At 42.3% G+C, this 3,499-nt stretch carries 2 protein-coding genes; both read right to left on the minus strand.

Going from position 1 to position 3,499, the window contains the following annotated elements:
• Nucleotides 1-117 precede the first annotated feature (117 nt).
• The gene (locus tag M2132_RS11820; protein ID WP_280673812.1) at nt 118-1,656 is read right to left on the minus strand and encodes an OmpP1/FadL family transporter; all 1,539 of its coding nucleotides are present in this window, start codon (nt 1,654-1,656) and stop codon (nt 118-120) included.
• Between the two features lie 105 nt (nt 1,657-1,761).
• A complete protein-coding gene (locus tag M2132_RS11825; RefSeq protein WP_280673810.1) occupies nt 1,762-3,012 on the minus strand; it encodes a hypothetical protein in 1,251 nt (416 codons plus the stop codon).
• Nucleotides 3,013-3,499: the final 487 nt, after the last annotated feature.

Genomic DNA, 3,499 nt, shown 5'->3' on the forward strand with positions numbered 1-3,499 from the left:
CATTAGCAAACCTTTGTTTAGAGAAATAAAGGTTTGCTTCTTTTTTATACCCCCAAAAAAAAGAGACCATCTCATCATTGTGAGACAGCCTCTTATATGTAAACAATTGTTCTGTTTTTAGAATTTGTATCCGAGTGTAAGGATACCGCTTGTTGTATTTGTTTTCAGCGAAGCTCTGTCGGCTTCGTAATAGGCTCTTAAATCGCTTTTTTGATTTTTAAGAATAAAAGCCACATCTATATAGAAATTAGGCGAAAACTTGTATCCCAAACCGTATGTGAAGTAATTGGTATCGCCATCAACTGTATAGTGAACAACTGTTCCGGCAGTTTCTAAGCTGTAATTGTCAGCTTTGGTGTGCGATTTGAACGGGCTTTGCACCCACGAATATCCTACACGACCCGAAAACTGGGGGGTGAAACGTACCTCTGCACCAACTCTTAATGTAGACGATGTTCTGAAGTCTTCAGAAATATATTTGTTAGAGGCTTGATAATAGTTATACCCTCCATCAGGTGTGTCAAGTTTCATGTTTCCGTAGTTTGTCAGCTCATAGTCAGCACTGATGATGGCGTATTTACCGATGACACCTGCAAGGCTGAACACCCATTTGTCGGGGCTACGGAGGTCGTAATCAAGGTAACTGGCATTTCCATCATTGTCATGGTATGTACTCACGGTACCCGGCCTGTAATCCGCGTCGGAAGCTAAGTTCGGTATCTGATGATATAACTCTGTCCCATAATAATCGGTCATTTCGTACCACGTTGGCGAATGGTAAGCCAGACCTATCCTCAGTTCGTTTATAGGCTTAACAATTACGCCGACTTTTGCCTGGAAACCAGACCCTTCGGTTTTCAGCCAGTTCATAAGGTCGAAGAAGTTGTTTGAACCAAAATCTTCGATATAGCTCGACGACATCTTGTAATTGATGTCCGTAACAGAAATACCCAGACCTACGCTTACGATGTTTGATATGGTTGTCCCGAAGTTGAAATCGTAACTGTAAATAGAACCTTTTTCGTGAACAAGCAAATCGTTATCTACTTTGAGGCCCATTCTATCGGCTACCGACTGCCATTGTCCGTTGGAATAATCCATAAGATACGCTTGGTATCCTAATGCTTCGAAAGGAAAATTGTTTGTGGTTTTTAACTCATCCGGATCGAGAGACGGATCGTAACCATAATTAGCTCTATTGGCCATATAGTCGGTCATAGACCAGTTTAAGCCTGCACCCTTCATGTTGTATTTGCGATCGAACGATTTCAGACGGTTTATAGACACCCCGAAGTTTATTGATGGCATGTCGTAACTATTGATGGGGAATGTGCCTACATAGGCAAAATTATCGCAAGTAAATTTGAACTTGTCGTTACTCAGAGACCCTATGTTCAGATTGGCTTTCGATTGGGTATTTGTAAAACCGAATGTAGCTACAACTTCCGAAGTTGTGTAAATACCTATACCGGCAGGGTTTATTGCAACCCCCGATACATCTCCGCCTAACGCCCCAAAGGCACCACCCATTCCCACCGAACGCGCTGTTCCCTGCAAGTCGGTTTGTGATAGTTTATAAGCATCTAATTCTCCTTGGGCAAAAGCGCTTCCTAATGCTGAACTTAAAGCTAAGACTGTGATAAAAAACCGTTTCATCGCTCTTATGTTTTCTTTTTGTTATTTGTATTCTATACTTATATCTTCAAAAAGCTGAACCGGAATCTTAAATAACCTGTTCAGCTTTTCTTTATAGTTACTATATTATCTGCGTCCGCCACCGCGGCTACCGCCTCCACCGCCACTGCTGCGTCCACCGCCAAAGGAGCCTGACGAAGAGCTTCGTGAACTTCCGCTACCGAACGATGCACCACGGTTGCTCGAAGAACTGGAGCTACGGTTTGTGCTGACATTGGAAGAACGGTTGCTACTGCTCGATGAACTTCTGTTGTACGATGGTTTTGATGCCGGGCGTGTTGTTATAGCCGGACTTTTTTCTCTCGAAGTAGTTGGGCGTGTACTTACAGCCGAATTTTCTCTTACCTTGCTACCTGTTGCCGGACGTGTTATAGAGCTTTTACTATTGTCTCTCGAAATACGGGTTCTGCCAAGGTTGCCCGACGTTGTTGCCTGACGGTTCACTCTGCCGGAAGTACTAAGACGGTCGGAACCAACTCTTCCGGTTGTAGTCTCACGGCTTATACGTCCTGTTGAGGTACGTCCGCTGTTGCCCGAAATCCGAGAATTGGAAACTCTCGAAGATGATGCATAATTGTTCCGCCCGTAAGAAGCACCTCTTCCCGAAGAATATCGTCCCCCTGCGTATCCTTTTCTGCCCGAAGGATTGTAGTAGGCATAGTGATGGTGATGATGGTGGTGATGTCCGTGTCCATGCCATCCACCGTACCATGGGTTGCTCCAGCCCCAGCCGAATCCCCATCCGCCGTACCATCCTCCCCAGCCAGCATACCAGCCGGAGTAGTGTGGACGATAGTACCAGCTTGGGTAGAACCAAGGATCGTACCATGAGTCGTACCACGAATAATACGGATATCCCCAACCGAGATTTACGTTTACATTCCAACCACGGTTGGCGTAATAATCGTTGTAGGTATCGTCAACAACATATACGTTTATATCTTCGTCGCTAACAATGGTTACACTGTTTTGCGGATTGTGGTATTTAACTATGCGCTCGGTGTATTCAAAGGCTTGTTCGTCGGAGTACGATTCGGCAGAAGCCAAGTCCATAGTATCGTCTTCGGCATAAACGTTAACATTACCCCGGCGGTTATAAGCGTCAACATCGATATCGCCTTGCGTAACAATATTTACATCGCCGTTGTTTTTTACAACCATGACTTTTGTTGTAGAAACATTTCTTGGTTGTTGTTTCACCACAACTTTATCTTCTTTCTTTTCTTTTTTGGCCGACGAGCCATAAATGTCATCATCCCAGCTTTGAGCAACTGTTACGAAAGGGAAGAAAGCTATCAGGAGTCCTGTTACAGACATTTTTATTAAGTTTTTCATGTTAAAGTTCTCCTTCCTGTTTATTATAGTTAATTTGAATTCTTTTCTTTTTTGAGCTTTGTGCCTGAAATCAATTTGCTTACAACTTAGACATAACCTTTACAAAAAGGTTTAATTTACTTTTGTTAAAGTTCCACTCTGCTAAGCAAATATACAACTAAATGTAGTTGCTACTATAATAAAGAAGTGTATTTATACTTAAATGTTGCACCACTACTTGTTAAAAATAATAAATCGTTAGCAGTCCTGTTTTAGCCGCCGGAAGGTGTATAAGAGTCTTTAAAATATCTTTATATCTTTGGCAACTATACAACTATATGAGTATCTTAAAACCGTATTATTGAAAAAATTAAACAATTACAAAAAGATTTGAATATCTTTCCTCTATAATCACCATCTTCTCTAAGCTACTTGTTGCTTAGAGAAGGTTTTGGTTTTGGCACAGCACATGACTCCCTCTCCTCATTTT

Origin of the sequence: Dysgonomonas sp. PH5-45, assembly GCF_029893235.1 — a bacterium.
GTDB lineage: Bacteria > Bacteroidota > Bacteroidia > Bacteroidales > Dysgonomonadaceae > UBA1309.